We start from the raw sequence: 23,883 nt of genomic DNA, 5'->3' as shown, positions 1-23,883 counted from the left end.
AACCGTGGTCGTTACGAACATCGCCCTCACTGCCCCGATACGCACGGTCGCCGTGACGCCAGCGAGCGCTTTCGATACGCTCGTCGGATCGCCGCTCTCACAAGCGGCGTCCGTTACGCTCGTCTGGACGGCTATTACCCTGCTCGTCGCTCCCGTCCTGTTAGCCGGGCTCCCACAGTCTATGCGGGGACTTCGTGATGACCTCATTACTGAGCCGGACACGACGTTCGCCGTCGGGTTCGTCGCCCTCTTCGGCCTGCTCATCTGTTCCGTACTGCCGCTGTTCGTCGGCACGTCGCTCGAGCACTCGGCACTGATCACGCTCGGCCTGATCGTGGCCACGCCGGGGCTGATCGCGTGTATCGCGTTGCTGATAGTCGGCGGCTGTGTCGGGACCGTCGCGGTTGGTGATCGACTCGGCGACCGACTCGGATCGGGGTCGCCGTCATCGCGGCGGTCGCTCGCGCTCGGACTCCTCGCGCTGGGTGGGAGTCAACTCGTGCCGATCGTCGGGACGATTGCGACGATCGCGGTGGCGAGCGTCGGCAGCGGCGCGATCGTCAACCGCGGCAACGAAGCATGGCGCGGCGAGCCGTTGCTGGCGGCGTCGTCAGACGTCAGCGTTGACCAAGGGACGGCCGATCGGTCGACGGCGCCACTGGGACGAGACCGACCGGAACGGCACATCTCGAGTGGGCCCCGCGACGACGGTGAGACGGGTCCGATCCCGACCGTCCCCGGGACTCGAGTGGGAGGCGAAGACAAGGAGGGCGCAGACCGCCTCGAGGATGCGACGTGGCGTCTCGAGGGTGACTATCTTGACCTCGAGACCGACGAGCAGTCGTCCGACGAGCGCGTGCAGAGCGCTGACGAGGCATCGCAGGAAGACAGGAAAAGCGATCGCCGGGACGAGATGAACTGAGTTTCGACCGGCACCCAGGCGTCTCGTGTATCGGATGATCGTTACGCGTATGTCAGATAGTTCGTGAGATAGACGGTCGCGTTGAAGCAGCCGTGGATCAGCGCGGGGACGACCAGATTACTGCTGCATTCGTAGAGAACACCGAAGTACAGCCCCAGCGTCGTTACCGTGCCGAGACTGACGACGACCGCACTGGGTTCGGAACCCATGTAGACGGGCAGGTGGACCGCCCCGAAGACGAGCCCGGTCAGCGCCACCGCGGCCACCGTCGGAAACGTCTCTTTGAGCCGCGATTGGAGGACGCCCCGAAACAGGAGTTCCTCACCGGGCCCTGTCAACAGGAGCGCGAGCGGAATCCCGAGGAGGAGTAAGGCAGGATACTCCCGGCCGGCCTCGATCCCGGAGTGTGTCGTCCCCTCGCTGCCGCCGAGCGGTTCAATCAGGTCGACCATCATTTGATAGGCGACGACCACGATGAACGCGCCGACGAGACCGGCGACGATCCAGCCGAGATCCCAGCGGTCCGGCCGCCGGATCCGGAGGAAGTCGACGATGAACTCCCGATCGAACCCGTGACGGCGGACGATCAGATAGGACAGCGCCGTCCCGCCGGCCCCAACGACGTTGAACGCCACCGAAAGCCCGATCTCGTCGATCGTTTCCGTACTGTACCCCAGGACGGAGAGGTGGCTGATCGTCCCCAGTCCCGCGGCCGTGCCGCTGAGATAGCCCAGCAGCCCAACCGCGAGACAGACGCCGATCGCTCGGCCGCCGCGCTTGACTCGCGACCCGATCTGTCGGCTCCGTTGGCTCGAGGACACACGATCACGTTGCCGGGAGACACAAAATAGGTACTGACACGTCCGGAACATCGACGATCGCCGCAGTAGCGGCCCTACTCAAGGTCGTCGACCAGTTCGCTCGCGACGCCGGTGTAGTCCGCCGGCGTCAGTGCGTGGAGTTCCTCGCGCACGCCCTCGTCAACGTCGAGGTCGTCGAACATCTCGCGGAAGTCCGCGATGGTGACGTCCTTGCCGCGGGTGACGGCCTTGACGCGCTCGTAGGCGTCTTCCTGTCCCTCGCGTCGGAGGATCGTCTGGACGGCCTCGCCGATGATCTCGGGGGTGTCCGCGAGGTCGTCGCGCATGACCTGCTCGTTGGGGACGACTTTGGAGAGCCCTGAGGCGGTCTTCCCGTAGGCGATCAGGCAGTGGGCGAAGGCGCCGCCGATGTTGCGCTTGACCGTCGAGTCCGAGAGGTCTCGTTGGAGTCGGGAGGTGGTGACGTAGTCCGCGAGGAAGGTCAGATCCGAGTTCGCCTTCGAGAGGTTGCCTTCGCTGTTTTCGAAGTCGATCGGGTTGACCTTGTGGGGCATCGTCGACGAGCCTGTCTCGCCCTCGACGGCCTCCTGTCCGAGATAGCGGTCGGAGACGTAGAGCCACACGTCCAGATCGAGGTCGAGCAGGACAGTGTTCGCCCCGCGGAACGCGTCGAACAGCGCCGCGAGGTCGTCACAGGGGTTGACCTGCGTCGTCAGCGGTTCGAACTCGAGACCCAAGCCCGTGACGAAGTCCCGTGCGAAGGTCTGCCAGTCGACGTCGGGGTAGGCGGCGGCGTGGGCCGCGTATGTTCCGGATGCACCACCGAGCTTGCCTCGTAGTTCGTCGGTCGCCTGCCGGATGCGACCGGTCGCTCTGCCCAATCGCGATGCATAGACGGCCATCTCCTTGCCGAAGGTAGTCGGCGTCGCGGGCTGGCCGTGGGTGCGGGCAAGCATCGGGAGATCGCGGTGCTCGCGAGCCATGTCGGCCAGCGTGTCCCGCACGTCGTACAGTTCGGGGAGAAGCACGTCGTTGACGGCATCGCGGACGAGTAGTCGGTGAGCGAGGTTGTTCACGTCCTCGCTCGTCAGCCCGAAGTGGATCCAGGGCGAGGCGTCGCTGCTCTCGGGGAGCCGGTGACGGACGAAGTACTCGACGGCCTTGACGTCGTGGTTCGTCGCCTCGAACTCGGCGTGGCCCTCCGTCTCGAGTTTCTTGATCAGCCGGGCGTCCTCCTCGGCGAAATGCTGGTAGAGCCCTCGCAGGTGGTTGCGCTCGTCGAGATCGAGTTCGAGGGGCGTCGCCTCGAGTTCGGCCAGCGCGACGAGGTACTCGACTTCGACGCGAACGCGGGCGCGCATGAGCGCTGCCTCGCTCGCGTACGGCGACAGCGGTGCGGTCCGGCCGTCGTACCGGCCGTCCAGCGGCGAGACGGCGTACAGGGCGTCGGTCTCGGTCATGGTTCGAGCCTGTCCAGCGCGGTGCAAAAGCGTATCGAAACCCGGAGCGGCCGACGCCACGAGCGTGCATACCTCCGGGTATCAGGTCGCGAATACCACCATATCAATGCACACATATGCATACTTTCCCCACCGAGACCGCAACCACTTTGCCGCTCGCGGTCGGGAGTCCGATCATGACGCGAATCGCCGGGATGGCCGGCAACCGAGGGCGCAACCTGTTGAACATCGCCGACCGCGAACCGGGCGGAGCCGAGTTCGCCGTCGTCTTGACGACCGACGCGGACGCGCCGGTGCTCGAGGCCGCCGCCGAGCGCGGGATCCCGACCGAAGTCGTCCCGCTTGAGGACGAGATGAGCCGTAGCGAGCACGAGGAGGCAGTGCTCGAGGCCCTCTCGAGCTACGAGTTCGACCTCGTCTGTCTGGACGGCTACATGCGGATCCTCTCCGACACCTTCCTCGACGAGGCTCCAACCACGCTGAACGTCCACCCTGCACTGCTGCCCGCGTTCCCCGGGATGGACGCCTGGGGCGACGCGCTCGAGGCGGGCGTCTCGGTGACAGGCTGTACGGTCCACGTCGTCACGGACGCGACCGACGAGGACGGGAACGTGGTCGAGGAGGACGTCGACGCTGGCCCGATCGTCACGCAGGAGCCGATCCCCGTCTACGAGGGCGACGACGAGGAGACCCTCAAAGAACGAGTCCTCTACAAGTGCGAGTTCTGCGCCTATCCGCGGGCCGTCAAGTGGTTCGCCGAGGGCGCGATCGATGTCGACCTTGAGGCGGACGAAGTGACAATTGACGCGGATGTCGCGACGGTTGGAGACGACGACCACGACGGACTGCCGACGCGCAGACTCGTTTCGGACGACCGCGCGGACACGCTCCGGTACGGGGAGAACCCTCATCAGGACGCCGCAGTCTACACGGATTACACTACGGACGAGGCTAGCGTCGTCCACGCCGACCAACTCAACGAGGGCGCGAAGGCGCTGTCGTACAACAACTACAACGACGCCGACGGTGCGCTCAACCTAATCAAAGAGTTCGACGAGCCCGCAGCGGCGGTCATCAAGCACACCAACCCCGCGGGCTGTGCGACCGCCGATTCGCTCGCCGACGCCTATGAGAAGGCCCTCTCGACGGACCCAATGAGCGCCTTCGGCGGCATCGTCGCCCTCAACCGCGAGTGCGACGCCGAGACCGCCGAACAGGTCATCGACTCGTTCAAAGAGGTCGTCGTCGCGCCCGGGTACACGGAGGACGCCCTCGAGGTGCTCTTCGAGAAGGACAACCTGCGCGTGCTCAATGTAGGCGAACTCGGCGAGCGGACCGAGCGCTTCACCGAGAAACCGCTCGTCGGCGGGCGACTCGTACAGGAACGTGACCTGCAATCGATTTCTGCCGACGATCTCGAGGTCGTTACCGAGCGTGAGCCGACCGACGAAGAACTCGAGACGATGGTCTTCGCGTGGCAGACGCTCAAGCACGTCAAGTCGAACGGGATCTGCTTCGCGGACGGCACCGAGACGGTCGGCATCGGGATGGGACAGGTCTCCCGCGTCGACGCGGTTCGACTGGCTGCGATGAAGGCCGACGAGCACGCCGAGGGGAAGGACTCCCAGGGTGCGGTCATGGCCTCCGACGCGTTCTTCCCGTTCCCGGACGGCATCGAGGAGGCCGCCGAGGCGGGCATCGAGGCAGTGATCCAGCCTGGCGGCTCGGTCAACGACGAGGACGTGATCGAGGCCGCGAACGAACATGGGATGGCGATGGCGTTCACGGGTCAGCGGTCTTTCAAACACGACTGAGCGAGAGCGAAGGCGTGTCTGAAACTCGAAAGACGAGCGAAGTGACGTCTTTCGTTGCTTCCGACACGATTAGGACCGCGAGCGAACGCAGTGAGCGAGCGGCTTTTTGGTCCAGATTTTTGCGTGAAGGGTGAACGAACACAGTGAGTGAACCCGAGCGGAAAAAGGTGGATGCCGCGATAGCGTTCACGGGCCAGCGGTCCTTCCGGCACGACTGAACGAAACGACGACGTGGCTGAAACTCGAACGACGAGCGAGGCGAGACGGCTCGCTATTTCGAAACGGCGACCAGCGAAGCCGTGAGCGGCGCGCCGTCTCTTGTTGGGCCCACACGACTATGCTGCGAGGACGATCGCGGGCACGGTCGCCGGCGTTCCGTGGGACAGCGGTTCAGTGCGCGACGCCGGGCACTTGAATTCGACCGAACTTCCCGGCCAGCCAGTCGCCGACCCACGCACCGATCATCGCGACGATGACGGCCAGCCCGAAGCTGAGCGCCGCGAACCCGGCCGCGATCGCGACGGCGAACGCACGAAACCACGGCGACGAGACCGTTTCGGTGACGACGTACAGCACCATATCGCCGAACTGCCAGAGGACCGGCAACGCACCGATAATCCCGACTCGAGTAGCGACTCGAGAGCGATCGGTCGAGCCCGATCCGTAGAGGTAGCCCACGAGGAGGCCGGCGTAAAACACCGGTCCGAAATCGATCTCGCTCCCCGTCTGCACGTAGCTGGCGGTCGTAAACGGCAGCGCGGCGATACCGGCGACGAGCGCGACTCGCCATGCGTCGTCTTCGAGCAGGGATCGGAGGATCGGAGTGCGACTCACGGCCGACCGTTGTGTGAGACGGACTATAAATACAAGCGGTTAACAGTTCGTCCGTCGGCGACGGCGAGTTCACTGAACCGCGAGCGCGAGCGCACGGTAGCGAGCGAGCGGCCGCCGTTCGAACGCGGCAGCTTTCGGAGAGAGATGCCATAAAACTATCAGAACCGTCCCCGTTCGTAGGGACATGATAGAGGACCGCGACCGTCTCGCCTCGAGTGAAGCCCGCGAGACCGCACTCGACTGTCTCGAAGCCGGCATCGAGGCCGGACATCCACGAACGGTCGTCCGCGATGCCGTGACGCTCGAGGACGACACCCTCCGCGTTGCGGACGCGACGTACGATCTCACCGCGTACGACGAGGTCGTCGTCCTCGGCGGCGGAAACGCCGCGGCACACGTCGCCACAGCGCTCGAGGACATCCTGGGCGACCGAATCGACCGCGGCGTCGTCGTCACGGATGATCCCGTCGAAACGGAGCGCGTAACGGTCCGCAAGGGCGATCATCCGGTGCCGAGCAAGCGCGGCGTCGACGGCACGCACGCGGTCCTCGAGGCGGCGGACGCGGCCGACGAGGACACGCTCGTGCTGGCGGCGATTACCGGCGGCGGCAGCGCGCTCATGCCCGCGCCTGCGGGGGACATCTCCCTCGCCGATCTGCAGTCGACGACCGACGCCTTGCTCGCGAGCGGGGCCGACATCCACGAGATCAACGCGGTCCGCAAGCACCTTTCGGCGCTGAAAGGTGGCCGACTGGCGCGCCGTGTCGCTCCCGCGACGGTCGTCTCGCTGATCTTGAGCGACGTCATCGGAAACGACCTGAGCGTGATCGCGAGCGGCCCGGTCGCACCCGACGCGTCGACGTTCGACGACGCGCTCGCGGTCCTCGATCGATACGGGATCGACACATCCAAAGCCGTCGCGGACCGCCTCGATCGCGGCGCTGCCGGCGAGATCGACGAGACGCCCGGGCTCAACGACACAGTGTTCGAGAGCGTCTCGAATCACATCGTCGCCGACGGGATGACCGTGCTCGAGGCGGCCAGCGACGCGGCGGCCGAGCGGGGCTACGAACCGCTCGTGCTCTCCTCGCGCGTTCGCGGCGAGGCCCGCGACGCGGCCGCGATCCACGTCGCGATTGCGGAGGAGGCTCGAGCCACCGGAACGCCGGTTTCGCCGCCGGCTGTGATCCTCTCCGGCGGGGAGACGACGGTGACGGTCCGGGGCGACGGGACGGGCGGACCGAATCAGGAGTTCGCGACGAGCGCGGCGCTCGAGATCGAGGCTGACGGAGGAGACGAGGACAGGGCCGAAAGCGGAATCGAGAGCGGAATCACGGTCGCCGCGGTCGACACCGACGGCATCGACGGCGCGACCGATGCGGCCGGTGCGCTCGTCGACGAAACGACCGTCGCTGACCCCGACGCGGCGCGCGAGGCCCTCGCCGAAAACGACGTCTATCCGTATCTCGAGTCCCGGGACGGCCTGCTTTTCACGGGACCAACGGGGACGAACCTGAACGATCTGCGGGTACTGGTCGTCGACTAGAAGACTCTTCACCAACGTACTCCAAGATTGTCTCCGCGACAACGATCGCCGCACCTTCTCGAGTGGCTCGAGGCAAATTCCGTCTCGACGGGACGTTCCGACGGTACACTCGTGACCTCACGCCGGGGTGATTCAGACGTATATGCGCAATTCGGCGCCTATATCGGGTGGTGTGTTTGTAAGGCGCTCCTTGAGGCGGGCTACTCGCTGCTGATCATCGGCATGGATGGCGAGTACTACGGCCAGAGGGAACAGTACGAGATCCATCAGCTATCACCGACGAATAGGCGGATATCCGCAAGTTCTTGCTGATTCCTTCTTACTCTGGGCATTGTGGCATGAGCCAGCGCGTAATACGGCCTGGATTGTTTTGCTGCCGTATCTGGACGAGTGCCCATTCCATTGTCAGTTTTGCAGTGATGAATAGTGTGAGTACCCTTAGTTCAGTAAATCTGGTTGGAGTAAGTTCTCCTCCCAATGGCCCCGTTATGAGTAACACAAATTGCATGAATACTGTGACTAAGAACCAGTATATTCCTATACGGCATGGAATTTCAGCCAACATTGGGGCCGAAACCCCCTCATAACTCTGGCTAAGAAATTGATATCCGAGGAGTAATTGTACTCCGATTAGTAGCATAGCTAATCCGAGTGCTTTAGGAGAGTAGGCGTATCCAATTACCTCAATAGCTTCTGAGAATGGCCCACGCGAACTGAGAGCGGTCTCAGTAGTAACGAAATCTAGGAGTCGTATCCCAGACGCAAACCAGGCGGCGAGTCCGAATAGAAGGGCCCCAGTAGCATGTGGGGTGTTCTGTCTGTTGATTGGCGGGAGCCACTTAACTAACCGTAGTGAACCGGTACGGCTGGACACAAAAGGAACTGCTATCTCTATTTCATTCTAAAGTAGAGTAATAAATGATGTTGAAACAATCTATGTTATATATCATCTGTGTTATTATATTTTTATAATTGAATTATTCAAAACCATCAGTATATCTCTTAAATCCTCGCTGGTTTTCTTGACGATCTCCCGAATCTGTCGGTTGTTGTCGTCCAAGACGCGCTCGAGGCAGGTACCGATGATGGTGTCAGCGATACGTCGGCCCGATCGAGACGATCGCTGAAGCAGCCCACGAACTAGCGACCGCGGCGTGGTCCATGCGATTTCAGTTCCAGTGATCGACCTCGGGCGCGAGCGCCTCGATCACGCGGCAAGCATTTTTCGAGAACGAGCGTCGAAGCAGGTCCTCCGAGACGTCGAGGGTCAGGATTTCCATGACCGCGACGTTCGGATGGCAGGCGGGTGCGCCGCTGCCGAAGAAGACGCGATCGGGGTGTTCCATGAGTGCCCGCTCGAGTTGCTCGCGATACCGGACGAAACTCGTCTCGAGGTAGCAGTCGTCGTACTCGTCGAGCAGGTCGATCATCTCGTTCATGAACGATTGATTGAGCGGGTGACCGCCGAAGCGGCCGACGACGACCGGGAACGAGCGCTCGAGGAGCACGTCCGCGAGCGTCGCGGGCGGTGCGTCGACGCCGCCGCGAACGATCACCGGCAGGCCGACGTCGTCGAGGGCCGCGAGGACGTCGTCGTCGGGATAGTCGTCGATGGCGGGATCGAGAACGAACCCATGAAAGCGGCCGTCGTACGCGTACTTCTCGATATCACCGGGGGTGGTGTGGCGCTCCTCACGGCTGCTCACTGCATTGCGGAGCCGCCCCGTCGTGTTCTGGCCCGGCGTCTGGGTGCCGTTAATCCGGGCGAAGGCGACGAACGGCCGATCGACGCTGCGCCTGGCGACGCCGTTGTTCGGCGCGAGATAGCTCGTCTCCGCCAGTGCCGGCGGGAAGACGATCGATCTCGTGATTCCCGCCTGATGCATCTCCCGCTCGAGCCGTTCCGCCGTCATCGCTCGGACCTGATGGTCCCCACTGCCGTCAGTCGGCGGTAGTCGCGTCGAGACGTCGACGACGCGGAACCCGTGTTCCAGCTCCAGCATCTCCTACGTTGTTTCGAGCCGGCCCATATTTCCCTACCGGCTCCACCGCTGTCAGCCATGGCGGCCGTTCACATGCGCAATCGCAAGACGGGGAGGCGGTTGGAGGGAAAGAATTATATAGAAGTGCTGACGACATGGTTAGTGAGGATCAACGATGGCACAACAGCGACGCATGGGTGGGCAGCCCATGTTCATTATGAGCGAGGATAGTCAGCGAACGCAGGGTCGCGACGCGCAGTCGTCCAACATCATGGCCGGCAAGGCCGTGGCCGAGTCGGTACGCACGACGCTCGGGCCCCGCGGTATGGACAAGATGCTCGTCGACTCCGGCGGGGACGTCGTGATCACCAACGATGGCGCGACCATCCTCAACGAGATGGACATCGAGCATCCCGCGGCCCAGATGATCGTCGAAGTCGCCGACTCTCAGGAAGAGGAAGTCGGTGACGGGACGACCACGGCGGCGGTACTCGCCGGCAACCTGCTGGGCGAGGCCGAGGATCTCATCGAGCAGGACGTCCACGCGACGACCATCGTCGAGGGCTATCACGAGGCCGCCGGTATCGCTCTCGAGGCGATCGACGAGCAGGTCAACGAGGCCGACATCGACGACGAAATCCTGCGTCAGGTCGCGGAGTCGTGCATGACCGGCAAAGGAACCGGCGGACTCACCGCCGAGTCGCTGGCCGAGACGGTCGTCGAAGCGATCCGTCACGTCGATACTGACGAGGGCATCGCACGCGATCACGTCACCGTCCACACCCAGATCGGTGCGTCCTCGAACGCGACCGAACTCGTTCCCGGAATCATCGTCGACGAGGAGCCCGCCCACGACGGCATGCCGAGCGAGGTTGAGGACGCGTCGATCGCCATTCTGGACGTCGAACTCGGCGTCCGAACCGGCGATGTCGACGCTGAGTACGCCATCGACTCGATCGACCAGCTCAACGCCGCCATCGACGCCGAGGAAGGCGAACTCGAGGGCTACGCTCAGACCGTCGCCGAGAGTGGTGCTGACGTCGTCTTCACGACCGAAGACGTCGCCGACCGCGTCGCCAACGCCCTCGCCAACGAGGGAGTCCTCGTCTTCGAGGGCCTCGGCGACAGCGACGCCCGACAGGTCGCCTCCGCGACCGGCGCACGCCGCGTCGGCGACCTCGACGATCTCGAGGAGTCCGACTTCGGCTCGGCCGACCGCATCCACACCGAGACCTACGGCGACGACGACCTCGCGTTCGTCGAGGGCGGCGCAGCGGCCGAGACGGTCACCGTCTTCGTCCGCGGCGGCACCGAACACATCGTCGACGAACTCGAGCGCGCCATCGGTGACGCGCTCGACGTCGTCGCGACGGCGCTGGAATCCGGCGAAGTCGTCCCCGGCGCGGGCGCGACCGAGATCGCGATCGCGGACAAGATCCGCGAGGAAGCCGCCGGCATCGAGGGCCGCAAGCAACTCGCCGTGACGGCCTTCGCCGACGCGGTCGACATCGTCCCCCGAACGCTTGCGGCCAACACCGGCCGCGACCCCATCGACGTGCTTGTGGATCTTCGTGCCGCCCACGAGTCCAAGGGCCGAGCCGGCCTGATCACCAAGGGCGACGAGGTCACGATCGACGATCCCTTCGACTACGGCGTTGTCGACCCTGCCGACGTCAAGCGCGAAGCCGTCGAGAGCGCGACCGAAGCCGCCACGATGATCGCCCGCATCGACGACGTCATCGCCGCCGAATAACGTCGCTGTTTGCGGCTTTCGTTTCGAACCGCTGCATTTTTGCGGAGTGCGATTTCGACGAACCGGTGGTCATATCGATCGGCCAATAGTGTTAAGTGTTAACACACCTCATTTAGAGGCATTATGTCCGGAACCGCTCCGCGAGAGACACTGACGCCGATCGCCGCCACTGACGGTCGAACGGTCTACTACGACGATGGCCGTGGTACCTACCACACGTGGTGTGACGACGGCACGTACGAACCGGTGAGTACGGCACTCCTCATGACCGTCTCGTCAGTACTCGGTGTCGAACCCGACGATCTCGAGGTCCTCTCGGAGTGTATCGAACCGGACGCGTTGAATGCTCTCTTCGTTCACTGGCGCAGTGAAGAGCCTCGCGTCGGTGACGGATCGATCACCTTCACATTCTCACAGTGTACCGTTACAGTGCGTGCCGACGGTGAGATCGTGATCGATCCGACGCGAACACACGCCGAGCAGGCCGGCGATTGAGGCGGCCTCGGTGCCACCCCCGCGGTTCGCCCGCACACAGTAATGACTACTCGGCCGGTTCGAGGACAACCCGATCGCCGGGCTCGAGGCCGAAGGCCTCGTCGCCGCAGCCCCGATTGACGTCGAGTTCCACGTAGCCGTGGCTCCCGACGGTCGCGAGTCGTTCTCCTACGGAAACGGCCGCGAACGTCTCCCCGACTGGAGCCTGGTCGCTGTTTACCAGCACTTGCTCCCGGCCCTCGAGAAACGACCCGGGGACATTCGTGATTGCGTTTCCGAAGCCATCGACCACCAGCACCTCGCCCGCTGCTCGCTCACCCTCGAGTTCGGCTGCAGGAAGTTCGAGGTCGACGGCGACCGCACCCGGCTCGAGACACGCAAGCGAGCCGAGCGCGTCGGGATCGGCGTCGTGGACGGCGGCAGCGGCGGGGGCAAAGATGTCTCGGCCATGGAAGGTGTTACTCCGCAGTGATCGACGTTCGCTCGGGTTAGCGGCCGGATTCGGCGACGTCGTCGGTTCGACGGGACCGATCGCCTCCTCGTCGATCACGTATGTCTCGAGCCGACTCCCGTCGCCGCCCGCGAGTCGCCGCGCCGCGGGGCACAAGACACCGTTGTCTGGGCCGACGAGCACATGATTACCGGCACGGAGTGCGAGCGCGTCTCTCTCGGTGCCGACGCCGGGATCGATTACGACGAGGTGAGTCGCCGGCGGGAAATACGGCAATACCTCGCGGAGCCAGAACGCGGCCGTCCGAACGTCCTGCCGCGGGAAATCGTGGGCCACGTCAACCAGTCTGGCGTCCGTCCGCTGTAACAGTACGCCCTTCATGGCCGCCGGATACGGCGTGCCGAAGTCGGACGCAAGCGTGATCATGTGTGGCGGTACGACACGAACGGTGAAAGTTGATACGTCTCACGAGGCTACCGGTCGACGCCGCCCTGGCCCCCATACGCGACGCTATCGACTCTCACTTTCGTAATACCGTGTCATAGACAACAGACAGTAGACGATGCTTCCATGATGCGCTCTCAGACGTGAGATGGGCAATCGGATGTGAGGAGACATAACGGCCCATCCGGCGAGAATCGAGACGGCTCGGTATCGTGTGGGCGGCCGTCAGGACTCGACCCCTTACCCCCCGTTCGAATCCGAGTCGCTGACCATCTGAATGCGTTCGATGCCGCCGATCTCCTCGACGACCTCGACGACGGGTTCGGGAACGAGCGATTCCCAGTCGCCACCCGTTATCATCCGCTCGCGAACTTCCGACCCCTCGAGGACCTCACGGTTGAACATCGGCGATTGGCGGATCTCGATGCCAGCCTCGCGAAAGAGCTGGATTACGAGCGGGTTGTTCGAGTAGGCGACGTCGAAGTCGGGACTCATGCTCTGGACGTGGCTGACCCACACCGAGTTCCGTTCTAAGTCCTCGATCGGAACGGCGTAGGTGACGAGATCGGAGTCGACGAGCGACTTCGTGATCATCATAATTCGTTCGCCCGCCGTAAACGGGTTGCGGACGGTATGTGAGTCATCGGCGCTCCCGATCCCGAGGACGAGTTCGTCGACGTCCTCGGCGATTTGCTCGACCATGCTTCGGTGGCCGTTGTGAAAGGGCTGAAAGCGACCGATGTAGAACCCCCGAGTCATGCCGGACACTGCTCGGGCACAGCGCTTAAGCGTGGCGAGTTTACCTCAAGCCGACCGGTCGAACGGCGGTGACACCAACTCCCCGTTCGCTCTGACACTGTTCGATCACGACTGGTCACGCAACTATATATTCCGCTAGTGGTAAATATGGATTAAAGAAACTGTCTCCATCGGCTGATTTCCGCTGTCGACCGCTGTTCCACCCGGTATCAGCGACTGACACCATCCTCCGCATGGAGAAAGTATATCAGTCGCAATCCCTTCGAATCAGGTACCGAACAGAGTTCTATGAGTAACGATACGAACGTTGACGACCCTCCCGAAGACGCTTCGGACACTGCTCCCGACGGGGACGACCCCGCCGAGCAACCCGAGCGTCAGGGAGACCGGTCGCCGCTCGAGGAGGACGGTGACCGTCGTAACGACGTCGACGATCCAATCGACGAGTTCGAGCCGTCATCCGACGAGGAGGAGGACGACATCGAGACCGTCGAGGACCTCGGCAGTACGGTCGAGGTCGATCCCGGCGTCGAGGTCGACGATGAGATCGCCGAGGATGATCTGCTGGGCGGTCTGAAAATTGATTCGACGGCGGACATCGAAGTCCCCGATCGGCTCGTCGATCAGGTCATCGGCCAGGACGAAGCGCGAGATATCATTATCAAGGCGGCGAAGCAGCGACGGCACGTCATGATGATCGGCTCGCCGGGGACTGGCAAGTCGATGCTGGCGAAGGCGATGAGCCAACTGCTTCCCAAGGAGGATCTCCAGGACGTTTTAGTCTACCACAATCCCGACGACGGCAACGAGCCGAAGGTCCGAACCGTTCCCGCCGGAAAGGGCGAACAGATCATCGACGCCCACAAGGAAGAAGCCCGCAAGCGCAACCAGATGCGATCGATTCTGATGTGGATCATTATCGCCGTCGTCATCGGGTATGCGCTTCTGGTAGGCGGACAAATCCTGCTCGGCATTCTCGCAGCAGGGATCATCTGGCTGATCTTCCGCTACACCTCTCGTGGCACGGATGCGATGGTGCCCAACATGATCGTCAACAACGGCGATCAGCGCGTCGCGCCCTTCGAGGACGCGACCGGTGCCCACGCTGGCGCACTGCTGGGCGACGTTCGCCACGACCCCTTCCAGTCCGGTGGCATGGAGACGCCGTCTCACGACCGCGTCGAACCCGGTTCGATCCACAAATCCAACAAGGGCGTGCTGTTCGTCGACGAGATCAACACGCTCGACATCCGGACACAGCAGAAGCTGATGACGGCCATTCAGGAAGGCGAGTTCTCCATCACAGGCCAGTCCGAGCGCTCCTCGGGCGCGATGGTCCAGACCGAACCCGTCCCCTGTGACTTCATCATGGTCGCTGCCGGGAACCTCGACGCCATGGAGAACATGCACCCCGCGCTCCGCAACCGGATCAAGGGCTACGGGTACGAGGTCTACATGGACGACACCATCGAGGACACCCCCGAGATGCGGCGCAAGTACGCCCGCTTCATCGCTCAGGAGGTCGAACGCGACGGCCGCCTGCCACACTTCACCGACGACGCCGTCGAGGAAGTCATCCTCGAGGCGAAACGTCGCTCGGGCCGGAAGAACCACCTCACGCTGCTGTTCCGCAGCCTCGGTGGGCTGGTTCGCGTTGCGGGAGACATCGCTCGCGCCGAGGACCGCGAGAACACTACCCGCGACGACGTCTTGCAGGCCAAGCGCCGCTCGCGATCGATCGAACAGCAACTCGCCGACGACTACATCGAGCGCCGCAAGGACTACGAACTGCAGGTCAACGAAGGCGGTGTCGAGGGACGCGTCAACGGCCTCGCCGTCATGGGCGAGGACTCCGGGATCATGCTCCCCGTCATGGCCGAGATTGCGCCCGCGCAGGGTGGCGGTCAGGTGATCGCTACCGGCCAACTCAAGGAGATGGCCGAGGAGTCAGTCCAGAACGTCTCCGCGATCATCAAGAAGTTCTCCGACGTGGATCTCTCGGAGAAGGACATCCACATCCAGTTCGTCCAGGCCGGTCAACAGGGCGTCGACGGCGACTCTGCCTCCATCACGGTGGCGACCGCCGTCATCAGTGCCCTCGAGAACATCCCGGTCGACCAGTCGGTTGCGATGACCGGCTCGCTGTCAGTACGGGGCGACGTGCTCCCGGTCGGTGGGGTCACCCACAAGATCGAAGCCGCCGCGAAGGCCGGCTGTACGAAGGTCATCATCCCCGAAGCGAACGAACAGGACGTGATGATCGAAGACGAGTACGAAGAGATGGTCGAAATCATCCCCTGCTCGAATATCAGCGAGGTCTTGGACGTCGCCCTGATGGGCGAACCCAAGAAGGACTCGCTGGTCGACCGCCTCAAGTCGATCACCGGCACGGCGTTCGACCAGGGCACTGTCGGCTCCGCCGGCGGCTCGAATCCGAGCCCACAGTAAATGCCCCAGTGGACGACGTTCGTCGGCATAACGGGCGTCGTCCTCGTATTACTGCTCGTTTTATCGCATCTGACGCAATCCGCATTCACCGACGGTGAAACCGATACCAGCGACGGTGCCAGCGGGCCAGTCGACGGTCAGGCCAACGCCGATTCTACTGACCAGACGTCCGACTTCAGCGACCAGACGTCCGACTCGAGCCCGCAGACCCACGAGCCGGCATCTGATTCAGACGGCAACTCTGCCGCACCGACGGGTCACGATTCGCTCCGAGACGCGCGGGCGGCTGACGATCCGCTGAACCCTAACCCGGAGCCAAACGCGGGCACTGCAGGTACCGCCGACGATGACGGGAGCGGCGTCGAACCCACGACCTCGAGCGAAGCGCACGACGCGGCCATCGAGGACGATCGCGAGCGCGTCGATCGGCGACGGCCGACCGACCGCGGCGTCGATCCGGACTCGCTGTCGACCGGGATGGTCCTCGCGAACGTCGCCTTCTCACAGGGCTTATTCGCGCTCGTGTTGCTCGGTGCGGCAGTCTATACGGCGATTCCGCCGTCGGCGCTCGGAATTGAGTTCTCCATCGCGTCCTTCCGAACGGGACTGCTCTGGGGGACGGCCGCCGGGGTCGCCTTTTACGTCGCGAACGAACTCGCCGCAGCGGCCGCGACCCACTTCGGGTTCGACCACGATGAGGACCTCCGGGAACTGTTATCGCCCGACTCGCTCGAGGGGTGGCTCATCCTGTTACTGGGTGTCCTCCCGATCATCGCCTTCTTCGAGGAGTTCCTCTTCCGGGCTGCGCTGATCGGCGTCCCCGCCGCTGGTTACGGGCTCTCGCCCTGGCTGCTCGCGGTCGTTTCGTCCGTCGCGTTTGCGCTCGGCCACGGCATGCAGGGTTCGGTCGGTATCGTCGTCACCGGCCTCCTCGGATTCATCCTCGCGGCCGTCTTCATCGTCACCGGGAGCCTGCTGGTCGTCGTCATCGCTCACTACCTCATCAACGCTCTCGAGTTCGTCGTCCACGAGGGACTGGGTTTCGAGTGGGCGGAAACCCTCGAAGGCTAAGGGTTGGGAGCGGCTGCGTGGGGTATGGACATGACTGCCGGGTCGACGGCCCGCTCTCGAGCGATCACTGCGCTGATTCTGGGCTACTTCGCCGTGTTAGCCTACGCGACGATCACGAACGATCCACTTGCGGCGACTGTCACAGAATTCGGCTTTGGAATCATCGCGATCGCCGTGGGAGCGATGCTGTATGAGCAGCGGTCAGAACCGCGATCTGCGCTGACCGTGGCCGCGGGCTGTCTCGTCGCGGGCGGCGTGTTGACCTTCGGTGCCGTCCTCACGCGATCGGCCGCCGTCGACAGGCTCTCGTCACTGCTGGTCTTTCTCGGGGTCGGCTGCTACATCTATGCGGTCTGGCGTGCGAACTGAACGAGTATGGCAACCTATGGGCTACCGGTCGTCGATCACGCGCTCGTCCGAAGCACCTGTGCTGGGGGAAGCGTCCAGCCGTAGGTGACGGCGACGATGCGCGTTCCGACTGTCACCGCTGCACAGACCGCTGCGGCGACGCTCCCGGAGCCGCCGAGGAGGACGACGGCCCAGTACGTCCCACCGCCGAGCACCGTGCAACTCGCATAGAAGTCCTCGAGCAGAATGAACGGCGATCGGTCCAGCAGGATGTCCGCGAACGCCCCGCCACCGACCGCATTGATCGTTGCGATCGTAACGACGCCGAAGCCCGAGACGCCGACGTCGGTTGCGACGATGGCACCGGCCGTGGTGAACGCGGCGAGTCCGACGGCGTCGAAAAGCAGCGTAATCGGATGGTCGTCCGCCGATTCGAGGGCGACGCTCACTCCGATTGCCAGGGCCACGCCGAACAGTCCGAGGCCGATCTCGATCGGCGATTGGAGCGCTAACGGAACCCGATTGACGAGGATATCTCGCGTCGCTCCGCCGGCGAACGCCGTGACAAGCCCAACGACGGTGACGCCGAACAGGTCGAACTCCTCGCGGATCGCCTTGGTCGCCCCGACCAGGGCGAAGGCGACGAGTCCAATCGCGTTCATCGCGGCGAACGGATCGACGACCGCCGCCACGGCCAACCCTTCTTTCACTGGTTTCGTCCAGACCTGCGAGCGCCTTGAGCGCTACGCATCGAACCGACTCACCGCTAAAATTGCTCGAGCCCGGTCTGTTCGGCCGCGGCGAGCGCGTCTTCACAGGTCGACCACGATTCTCGCGCAAACGGTGGGAGATCGCCGTGTTCGTCGACGTAGGACGCGAGGAACTCGCGGGTAGTCGAATCACCCGGATAGCCGCTACCGATCTCCCCGTACTCGTCGGCGAGGGCGGCGACGTGGGCATCGCGTTCGACCTTGGCAACGATACTGGCCGCTCCGACGAGCGGCGAGTCGTCGTCGGCACCGTGGCGTGCGTCGACGGAGAGGGCCTCGAGCGAGCAGGCGTCGGTAACCCGCCGAGCGAAGCGCTCGGCGTCGGTATCGCAGGCGTCACAGAGTCCTGAAAGCGAATCGGTCGTGTCAGCAGCACGCTTGAGGTCGTCGGCCGCCCCCTCAATCGCCTCGGCGTGGGCCGCGACCGCGAGCGAGTTCATGTCGGTCTCGGGGGCGTCGATCCGCGCCGGTGTAATTTCGGCGATGCCGACCGCAACCCGATCGTCGCTCTGCAGGATCGCCGCCAGTTCTTCGCGACGCTCCGGCGCGAGCCGCTTCGAATCCCGAATTCCGTCGGGGAGTTCGTCGGGTTCCTCGAGATAGACAGCCGCCGCGAACATCGACCCCAGTGCGGGCCCCTTGCCGGCCTCGTCGACGCCGAATGGCATACGCTGTGGGTCGGATGCCGGGAGGAAAGCCGTTGCGACTCGGTTCGATCAGTCGGCCGTCTCCGCGACCTCGTCGTCGCGAGCCGCTCGCGGCTCGTCCAGGAAGAACTCCTCGAGTTCGAACGGCTCAGATTCCCCTTCGACGGCGGTCACGTCCAGCGACGTCACCTCGGCATCGGTCTCGAGCAGGCCCGCCAAGCTCGGCTCGGTTCGGCCGTCGTCGCTGCTGATGAGTTCCTTCACGTAGAGCCCGCCTTCGCCGTGGAGCCGCACTTCGGCCTCGGTCGGTGAGTGCAGGTCGCCGTCGATGCCGTAAACGGTCCGCTCGCGGGTCAGCCCCGCCCGCCGGTGATCGACCCGTTCGGGCGTGTACTGGTCGACGGTCGTCCCCTCGAGTTCGGCGAACGCCGCTTCAAAGGCGTCCTCGTCGACCGGCTCCGCGAATTCGACATCGGCCCGGTACCGTTTGCTCGCGTCGTGTTCCTTGACGCGCTCGACCATCTCGTAGGTTGCCAGACGGAGACTGTCGACCTCGACGGAGCCCTCGGCGGCCTCGTTGATCTCCATCTCGAGCGTTTCGGGGTCGGGGTCGCGCATACGGGGTCGTTTCACTTCGAGGACGAACGGCCGCCCGCCCTCGAGCATGCGGGCATCGACGTCCTCGCGGCCCGCGCCGTGGAAGGTGCCCTCGTCGCCGTCCATGGCCTCGACGACGTGCGGGCGGACGACCTGTTCGACGCTGGTGTCGTACAGATAGCCGGAGCCGCCGCAGTAGTCACAGGGCTCCTCGCCGTCGTCGCCCAGCTGGATCCCGCTGCCGCCACATTCCCGGCAGGGCCACTCCGTCTGGGGGATGTCGCGCTCAAGCTTGCGGTAGCGGCCGTAGACGAACGCGGGGTTGATCTGGACGTCGACCGCGTGGCCCGTGACGCTGCCCGACTCGAGGGTCTCGAGTGGGTCGAACCCCTTGAGATCGACGACAGCAAGCACGTCGGGTCGGTCGAAGTCGACCTCGGTTTCGGTCATCGCGCCGACGCGCCGTCCCACTTCGCGGTTGACCTCGCGCTTCATCGATTCGCCGACATCCGGTTCGAGATCCGCGTCCTCTCGGAGCAGTCGTTCGTTCTCCTCGACCAGCGGCGGGACGCGGCTTCCGACCTGGTAGGTGGCGAAGTCGACGCCCTCGAGGGCATCGACGATCGTCTCGGCGATGGTATCGAATGTGCCGCAGTACCCCTCACAGACCCAGCAGTCCGCGGGGTCGGTGGACTCAAAGTCCTCATCGTCGGCCAGCGCGACCGTCGTCCGCAGCGCTCGGCCACGTTCGGCGTTGGTCAGCCCGAAGCTCCGCTCGGCGAAGGGCCGCCCCAGACAGGAGTCACAGACAGCTCCGGTCGCCAGCAACGCGCGGGCGTCTTCCGTGATCATGTCTCGAGCATCGGGGAGCCGCGGGTAACACGTTTCCCTTCGCGGGGACGATCGATCGTGCTCAAACGCGCCCGCTGTCGGTCCGGAGGTTCAAATGGGACGGGTCCCATCCCCCGGTCATGCACGATTTCCGACTGGATCGACGCTCCGTTCTCGTCGCTGCGAGCGCCGGACTTGCTAGTGCTGCCGCCGGCTGTATCGAGCCACGGGCCGAGAGTTCGATCGAAGGTGACTCCTCGTACAATATTGACCATGAGAACCTCGCGGCTGGCTCGGCCTTCACCGATCTCTACGACGCGATCATCGAATCAGTCACGCAGGTCCGCGTCTTCGGTATCGAGGACCCAAACACTGGTGCCGAGGGTCGTGGCCAGGGCTCTGGCTTCCTCTATGACGACTGCCACGTCGTCACTAACGACCACGTCATCGCGACCGGCCGGGCGGCCGACATCCAGTACATCAACGGCGACTGGACGAGCGCCACGCTCGTCGGTCGTGACTACCACAGCGACCTGGCTGTCCTCGAGGTCGATCACGTTCCGAAAGGAGTGACGCCGCTTTCCCTGACTGAACAGCGTCCCGTCGTCGGACAGCAGGTTGCCGCGATCGGCAACCCCTACGGACTCGACGGCTCGATGTCGACGGGTATCGTCAGCGGCGTTGACCGAACGCTCCATTTCCCCGACCGGGGCTTCTCGTTCCCGAACGTCATTCAGACCGACGCCGCCGTCAATCCAGGCAACAGCGGTGGCCCGCTCGTCGATCTCGAGGGGAACGTTATCGGGGTGATCAACTCCCATGGGGGCGACAATATCGGATTCGCCATCTCGGCAGCACTCGCTGACCGCGTCGTCCCGTCGCTCGTTGACGACGGCTCGTATGACCACTCATACATGGGAATCAGGCTCAGGACCGTCGACCGACTCGTCGCTGAGGCGAATGACCTCTCCGAGGCGACCGGTGTCCTCGTCACGAACGTCTTCGACGGCTCGGCTGCTGAGGATGTCCTAAAACCCCCTCGCGGACTGTCCAGCGCCGCGGCGAATCGATCCCCATCGGCGGCGACGTCATCCTCGCGATGGACGGCGAGCCGATCCCCGATCGCCACGCCCTCTCGACGTATCTCGCGCTCGAGACCAGCCCCGGCGACACGCTCGCAATTCGGCTTCGGCGGGACGGTGAGACGATCACTCGAAAGGTCGTCCTCGGTGCCCGTCCGCCGATCTCGAGGTAGCGGGTGCACCGTGTTTTGAGGGCGGATCTCGTCGGCCGTTGATCCGGATACAAACCGTTCAAAACAAGTCGTTACACTGTCGGTTTCCCGTCTGCAGCCCCGATATGAGCTGTAGCGAGGTCGTACACGTCACCATCTGTTATGTTCTTCTTCGAGTGATTGAACGGTCTGAATCGATTCGAACTCCAACGCTATCGACCGTATTCGCTCCGTTAGCAACTCGATAACAATAGTAGCAGAACCGGTAGCAGTCGTCGACGCGAGTACCCGTCGCCTGATACACCATGACCGACGCTGACTTCCACGCAGCAGACAGCGAGGAATCGACTGCCGAGCTCGATCACGTCACCATCGAGAACGACGATGCACCGAATGAGTGTGCTATCTTCCCCCATGAGGCGAGCGAGGACGAACTGATGAATGCCTGGATCGCGGCTCACGACGACTCCTTCATCTCACTCGAGTCGATGCGCTAGTCAGCCAATGCATCTGAGCCAAACCGTCACGGCCGTTGGCTTCTGGCTCGGTACCCTGTTGCCTATCGTCTATCTGCCCGTCATCGTTGCCGGGATCGACTCGATGGGCCGCTTCTCACTGTTCGTCGGCCTCATGGTGATTCACGCGCTCGCCCTCGTTATCGGCCACGACTATTCGGGGTCGCGATCGCGGTGACGTCCCGCCCTCCCTTTTCCTCGGATCGTCGAACGTCGTGCTCTGAAATCGGTCGAGTCGGTCGTCCGTCTCGATTCGAAACGAGTTAGCGACCGACAACAAAGCTCTAAGTAATGAATTATGGTGGCAATTCACATGAAAGCTCGCTGTCCGCTCTGTCACCGATCGGTTCCCAGCGACGCACAGCACTGGTGTCGCTGCGGAAAGGCGATGGATCCGCGATGTTACGACGCACACGGCGACTGGTGTGCCGTCCGGGGCGACGATAGCTGGATCGGCGCGCTCGAGCGGTAGTGTCGGTTCCGCCCTGACTGATAGCGGGAGCCAAGAGCCGTACACGGGTTTCGTCAGCAGTCAGCAATAGACGAGCGACTAGTCGAGCGGGGGCGACCAGACCTGGACCCGTGGTGTTCCGCAACTGTCACAGAGAAGCGCTCGCTTGTCCTTGTAGCGGCCTTGCTCGAGTTCACCGTCCGGGCAGTGGTGACAGGACCGCCCCTCGAGCATCGTGAGCAACTGCTGGTGACCGCTGGCGTCCGATGACTCTGATTTCGCCATGTAGTCATCCCATACCCGATATCGAGGAAACGGTTTGCCATGCCTATGCAGTGTCGGGACGTGATTCGAGTCGAAGCGCCTATGCCCGTCTCCGGTGTACCACCGCGGGATGTGGCCTTGGGGACACCTCGCCGTCGCCTACCTGTTGTACACCGTCGGTATCCACCGGCGATTCGACCGACCGCCGCGTGCCGCCCCGGCGATTGCGCTCGCCATCGGCTCGCAGACGCCGGATATGATCGACAAACCCCTCGCGTGGAATTTCGGAATCTTACCCGGCGGCCGAACCCTCGCACACTCGTTGTTCGTCGTCGCCCTCCTCGTGCCGGCCGTCCTCCTCGTCGTGGATCGACTCGAGGCCCGCGCGATCGGCGTCGGCTTCCTCATCGGTTACTGCTCGCATCTCCTCGCGGACATCCCGCCAGCAGTCCTCTCCGGGGAGTTCGCTGCCGCCGCCTACTTCCTGTGGCCGGTCCTCGAGCAGCCTCCCGAAGCGCCCGTCGCCGGCATCCTCGATGCGTTCCTTCACTACTACGCGCTGGGGCCCTACGAGTGGATCCAGTTCGGACTGTTTGCCGTCGCCGTCCTCGCCTGGTATCGCGACGGCATGCCCGGTCTCGGACTGATGTACACCTCACTCGAGCGGCGATTCGGGACCAAATCATGATCGACGGGCAGCGGTGAGACGAGGTCGCCGCCGAATCGTGGCGGCTATCCCGTCGGCCACCGTTCCACCGGTATGCGCCAGTTCGTACTCATCGGTCACGACGTGCCCACGGAGCCCGACTTCTCGCTGGACGACCTCGCAGGCGGGGCCGGTCGCCTCGATGCGCTTTGCCGGTCGATCACCGCCGCGTTCGTCACCTCCCACGGCATTCGCGAGGACGTCCGCGTCCACCTGATCGCCCAAGACGAACTCACCATCACCTTCAACGGGAGCGACCTCCAGCGGCTCAACCCCGACGAGCGAAGCACCGCTGCACTGGTCCGTAAGGCCCTCGAGCACCGCGACGAGGCTATCGGCGCGCTCCCCGCGGAGCCGAGTCCGGGAATCGAGGTGTACCGCCGTGGCTTCGAGGGCACGCTCGAGGAAATCGCGGACGACGGCCCGATCGTCCAACTCCACGAGGATGGCGAGGCAGTCGTCGACGTGGGCGCTGACGCGCTTGAGGACGGGATTTTCGTGCTGTCCGATCACCACGACTTCACTGCCGAGGAGGCGGAGTTGCTCGAGGAGTTCGCCGACCAGCGACTTCGATTGGGGCCCGAACTGCTGCACGCTGATCAGGCGATCACCGTCGCACACCACGTTCTGGATACGGACGGCTACGAGCGGTTCTGAAGCCGATTTCGGTGGGGGATGTCTCGAACGATCGGATTCCCGTCGGGCGGTTCGACGCCCGAT

The 23,883-nt window shown here is 63.8% G+C and carries 23 protein-coding genes and 1 pseudogene; 14 read left to right on the top strand and 10 right to left on the bottom strand.

The features are described 5' to 3' along the window. Positions 1 to 4 precede the first annotated feature (4 nt). Complete coding sequence (locus K6I40_RS15685) at positions 5 to 922, top strand: hypothetical protein (RefSeq protein WP_222919950.1); 918 nt, start codon at positions 5 to 7, stop codon at positions 920 to 922. Positions 923 to 963: 41 nt separating this feature from the next. On the opposite strand, the gene K6I40_RS15680 is transcribed toward K6I40_RS15685, so the two are convergent. Both K6I40_RS15680 and purB read right to left on the bottom strand, forming a co-directional pair. After that, positions 964 to 1,743 (bottom strand): CPBP family intramembrane glutamic endopeptidase, encoded by a 780-nt coding sequence (locus tag K6I40_RS15680; protein ID WP_222919949.1) that lies wholly within the window; start codon positions 1,741 to 1,743, stop codon positions 964 to 966. 74 nt (positions 1,744 to 1,817) lie between these two features. Next, a complete protein-coding gene (gene purB / locus K6I40_RS15675) occupies positions 1,818 to 3,203 on the bottom strand; it encodes an adenylosuccinate lyase (RefSeq protein ID WP_222919948.1) in 1,386 nt (461 codons plus the stop codon). Between the two features lie 176 nt (positions 3,204 to 3,379). Here purB and purH point away from each other — a divergent pair, with 176 nt between their 5' ends. Beyond that, entirely contained in the window at positions 3,380 to 5,017 is a 1,638-nt protein-coding gene (purH, locus tag K6I40_RS15670; RefSeq protein ID WP_222919947.1) for a bifunctional phosphoribosylaminoimidazolecarboxamide formyltransferase/IMP cyclohydrolase, read from the top strand. A gap of 390 nt (positions 5,018 to 5,407) precedes the next feature. Here purH and K6I40_RS15665 read toward each other — a convergent pair whose 3' ends face one another. Continuing rightward, a complete protein-coding gene (locus K6I40_RS15665) occupies positions 5,408 to 5,851 on the bottom strand; it encodes a DUF5518 domain-containing protein (protein WP_222919946.1) in 444 nt (147 codons plus the stop codon). Between the two features lie 184 nt (positions 5,852 to 6,035). Here K6I40_RS15665 and K6I40_RS15660 point away from each other — a divergent pair, with 184 nt between their 5' ends. Beyond that, positions 6,036 to 7,397, top strand: a complete 1,362-nt coding sequence (locus K6I40_RS15660; protein WP_222919945.1) for a DUF4147 domain-containing protein — start codon at positions 6,036 to 6,038, stop codon at positions 7,395 to 7,397. A 1,169-nt stretch (positions 7,398 to 8,566) separates the two neighbouring features. On the opposite strand, the gene K6I40_RS15655 is transcribed toward K6I40_RS15660, so the two are convergent. Beyond that, positions 8,567 to 9,400: an amidohydrolase family protein gene (locus K6I40_RS15655; RefSeq protein WP_222919944.1), complete on the bottom strand. Its 834-nt coding sequence runs from the start codon at positions 9,398 to 9,400 to the stop codon at positions 8,567 to 8,569. 187 nt (positions 9,401 to 9,587) lie between these two features. On the opposite strand from K6I40_RS15655, the gene thsA reads away from it, so the two are divergent. Together thsA and K6I40_RS15645 are read left to right on the top strand one after the other, a co-directional pair. Then, on the top strand, positions 9,588 to 11,132 hold the full coding sequence (gene thsA, locus K6I40_RS15650; protein ID WP_222920385.1) for a thermosome subunit alpha: 1,545 nt from the start codon (positions 9,588 to 9,590) through the stop codon (positions 11,130 to 11,132). A 123-nt stretch (positions 11,133 to 11,255) separates the two neighbouring features. Further along, positions 11,256 to 11,627 (top strand): HalOD1 output domain-containing protein, encoded by a 372-nt coding sequence (locus K6I40_RS15645; RefSeq protein WP_222919943.1) that lies wholly within the window; start codon positions 11,256 to 11,258, stop codon positions 11,625 to 11,627. Positions 11,628 to 11,673: 46 nt separating this feature from the next. Here the strand turns inward: K6I40_RS15645 and K6I40_RS15640 are convergent, their stop codons facing one another. After that, the gene (locus K6I40_RS15640) at positions 11,674 to 12,504 is read right to left on the bottom strand and encodes an SAM-dependent chlorinase/fluorinase (RefSeq protein WP_222919942.1); all 831 of its coding nucleotides are present in this window, start codon (positions 12,502 to 12,504) and stop codon (positions 11,674 to 11,676) included. 258 nt (positions 12,505 to 12,762) lie between these two features. Then, positions 12,763 to 13,281, bottom strand: a complete 519-nt coding sequence (locus tag K6I40_RS15635; RefSeq protein ID WP_222919941.1) for a nicotinamide-nucleotide adenylyltransferase — start codon at positions 13,279 to 13,281, stop codon at positions 12,763 to 12,765. 288 nt (positions 13,282 to 13,569) lie between these two features. On the opposite strand from K6I40_RS15635, the gene lonB reads away from it, so the two are divergent. From lonB to K6I40_RS15620, 3 genes are read left to right on the top strand one after another with little or no spacing between them, the layout of a single operon-like run. After that, on the top strand, positions 13,570 to 15,729 hold the full coding sequence (gene lonB, locus K6I40_RS15630) for an ATP-dependent protease LonB (protein ID WP_222919940.1): 2,160 nt from the start codon (positions 13,570 to 13,572) through the stop codon (positions 15,727 to 15,729). Next, positions 15,730 to 16,800: a CPBP family intramembrane glutamic endopeptidase gene (locus K6I40_RS15625; RefSeq protein ID WP_222919939.1), complete on the top strand. Its 1,071-nt coding sequence runs from the start codon at positions 15,730 to 15,732 to the stop codon at positions 16,798 to 16,800. A 24-nt stretch (positions 16,801 to 16,824) separates the two neighbouring features. After that, positions 16,825 to 17,169, top strand: a complete 345-nt coding sequence (locus tag K6I40_RS15620) for a hypothetical protein (RefSeq protein ID WP_222919938.1) — start codon at positions 16,825 to 16,827, stop codon at positions 17,167 to 17,169. A 35-nt stretch (positions 17,170 to 17,204) separates the two neighbouring features. Here the strand turns inward: K6I40_RS15620 and K6I40_RS15615 are convergent, their stop codons facing one another. The 3 genes from K6I40_RS15615 to K6I40_RS15605 form a co-directional block, all read right to left on the bottom strand. Beyond that, on the bottom strand, positions 17,205 to 17,810 hold the full coding sequence (locus K6I40_RS15615; RefSeq protein ID WP_222920384.1) for a TRIC cation channel family protein: 606 nt from the start codon (positions 17,808 to 17,810) through the stop codon (positions 17,205 to 17,207). 104 nt (positions 17,811 to 17,914) lie between these two features. Further along, the gene (gene rnhB, locus K6I40_RS15610; RefSeq protein WP_222919937.1) at positions 17,915 to 18,586 is read right to left on the bottom strand and encodes a ribonuclease HII; all 672 of its coding nucleotides are present in this window, start codon (positions 18,584 to 18,586) and stop codon (positions 17,915 to 17,917) included. 48 nt (positions 18,587 to 18,634) lie between these two features. Beyond that, entirely contained in the window at positions 18,635 to 20,014 is a 1,380-nt protein-coding gene (locus K6I40_RS15605) for a tRNA pseudouridine(54/55) synthase Pus10 (RefSeq protein ID WP_222919936.1), read from the bottom strand. A 119-nt stretch (positions 20,015 to 20,133) separates the two neighbouring features. Here K6I40_RS15605 and K6I40_RS15600 point away from each other — a divergent pair. The 4 genes and pseudogenes from K6I40_RS15600 (at position 20,134) to K6I40_RS15585 (ending at position 22,214) form a co-directional block, all read left to right on the top strand. After that, positions 20,134 to 21,248, top strand: a pseudogene (locus K6I40_RS15600) (trypsin-like peptidase domain-containing protein). 284 nt (positions 21,249 to 21,532) lie between these two features. After that, on the top strand, positions 21,533 to 21,724 hold the full coding sequence (locus tag K6I40_RS15595; protein WP_222919935.1) for a hypothetical protein: 192 nt from the start codon (positions 21,533 to 21,535) through the stop codon (positions 21,722 to 21,724). Between the two features lie 7 nt (positions 21,725 to 21,731). Further along, positions 21,732 to 21,920, top strand: a complete 189-nt coding sequence (locus K6I40_RS15590) for a hypothetical protein (RefSeq protein WP_222919934.1) — start codon at positions 21,732 to 21,734, stop codon at positions 21,918 to 21,920. Positions 21,921 to 22,055: 135 nt separating this feature from the next. Continuing rightward, positions 22,056 to 22,214, top strand: a complete 159-nt coding sequence (locus K6I40_RS15585) for a hypothetical protein (protein ID WP_222919933.1) — start codon at positions 22,056 to 22,058, stop codon at positions 22,212 to 22,214. Positions 22,215 to 22,292: 78 nt separating this feature from the next. On the opposite strand, the gene K6I40_RS15580 is transcribed toward K6I40_RS15585, so the two are convergent. Then, the gene (locus tag K6I40_RS15580) at positions 22,293 to 22,478 is read right to left on the bottom strand and encodes an HVO_A0556 family zinc finger protein (RefSeq protein ID WP_222919932.1); all 186 of its coding nucleotides are present in this window, start codon (positions 22,476 to 22,478) and stop codon (positions 22,293 to 22,295) included. A gap of 109 nt (positions 22,479 to 22,587) precedes the next feature. Between K6I40_RS15580 and K6I40_RS15575 the strand changes: the two genes are divergently transcribed. Continuing rightward, a complete protein-coding gene (locus K6I40_RS15575) occupies positions 22,588 to 23,145 on the top strand; it encodes a metal-dependent hydrolase (RefSeq protein WP_222919931.1) in 558 nt (185 codons plus the stop codon). Positions 23,146 to 23,217: 72 nt separating this feature from the next. Further along, positions 23,218 to 23,820 carry a tRNA (pseudouridine(54)-N(1))-methyltransferase TrmY gene (trmY, locus tag K6I40_RS15570; protein WP_222919930.1) on the top strand — a complete coding sequence of 201 codons (603 nt, stop codon included), beginning with the start codon at positions 23,218 to 23,220 and terminating at the stop codon, positions 23,818 to 23,820. The last annotated feature ends 63 nt before the right edge of the window (positions 23,821 to 23,883 follow it).

It is taken from the genome of Natrinema sp. SYSU A 869 (assembly GCF_019879105.1).
Taxonomy (GTDB): Archaea; Halobacteriota; Halobacteria; order Halobacteriales; family Natrialbaceae; genus Natrinema.
Note: the sequence above shows the minus strand (reverse complement) of the source record. Positions and strands in the feature narration are given on the sequence as shown.